The organism is Suttonella ornithocola, assembly GCF_001889065.1.
Classification (GTDB): domain Bacteria; phylum Pseudomonadota; class Gammaproteobacteria; order Cardiobacteriales; family Cardiobacteriaceae; genus Suttonella_A; species Suttonella_A ornithocola.
Genome location: NZ_LWHB01000318.1, coordinates 1 through 910, shown reverse-complemented (window position 1 = coordinate 910; position 910 = coordinate 1). Strand labels below are relative to the sequence as shown.

Annotated in this window: 3 protein-coding genes; all 3 read right to left on the bottom strand. The window is 36.6% G+C overall.

Translation table 11 applies throughout. The features are described from left to right. Nucleotides 1-60 precede the first annotated feature (60 nt). The 3 genes from A5N85_RS17110 to A5N85_RS14060 all read right to left on the bottom strand — a co-directional run bounded on the left by A5N85_RS17110 (nt 61) and on the right by A5N85_RS14060 (nt 738). Nucleotides 61-213: a transposase gene (locus tag A5N85_RS17110; RefSeq protein ID WP_245935969.1), complete on the bottom strand. Its 153-nt coding sequence runs from the start codon at nt 211-213 to the stop codon at nt 61-63. 82 nt (nt 214-295) lie between these two features. Continuing rightward, a complete protein-coding gene (locus A5N85_RS17105; RefSeq protein ID WP_169818699.1) occupies nt 296-472 on the bottom strand; it encodes a transposase in 177 nt (58 codons plus the stop codon). 71 nt (nt 473-543) lie between these two features. Next, nucleotides 544-738 (bottom strand): hypothetical protein, encoded by a 195-nt coding sequence (locus A5N85_RS14060; RefSeq protein WP_072577667.1) that lies wholly within the window; start codon nt 736-738, stop codon nt 544-546. Nucleotides 739-910: the final 172 nt, after the last annotated feature.

Genomic DNA, 910 nt, shown 5'->3' with positions numbered 1-910 from the left:
CAAAGGCTAATAAAAGAGWCACAGAAATTAGATCGCTATTCCAGTAATAGTATAGTGAAATCATCTAAAACCCAATCCAAGCCAAAGCAGATAAAAGCATAAAGTATCAATACAATCCATCCGCCATTCTTTGCGTATTTGCTTAATCCAAGCCCACATCTTTTCAATGGGATTTAAGTCTGGACTATAAGGGGGTAACCAAACTATAGTCAAATCAGCTAAAAAACAGAATGTTATCTACCGCCAGAATGGCTAGATAAGGGCTATAGGATGTTTTGTTTTTTAGCTGATCGCACTATATCTCATGCCCATGCTCTTCAATGATTGCTTGAATATCACTGCGTTTATGAAAAGCGGCATTGTCCATGACAATTACACTGTTTTTAGGTAACTCAGGTAACAGTGCTTCTCTCACCCAATGAGAGAAAATATCGCTGTTAATAGAACCATCATATAAGCGTAAGGCAAACAATTCTCCATTGATATAGTCAAATCAGCTAAAAAACAGAAACGTTATCTACCGCCAGAATGGCTAGATAAGGGCTATAGGATGTTTTGTTTTTTAGCTGATCGCACTATAATGGCTCCAATCGCATTGCTCTGGTTCTTTAAATGCCAGTTATCACTTCCATGACAAACTTGTCCTTTTGTGCTGTAGCCATAAGGTCTATGAGCAAAGGCTTTAAAACCACATTCATCAAGATAGACTATCGGTTTTTCTTGAGCGGTCTTATCCACTATTTGTTCTTGAAAGTGCTCTCTTTTCTCTGTGTCGGCTTTTGGATGTTGGTTAATCTTTTTTTATGCGTTATAGTAAAATCACTTAGAATCCAATCTATCCAAAGCAGATATAAAGAACAACTTGTAGTAGAATTATTGGTAGTTGTTTGAAAAGTATGCTAAACATACT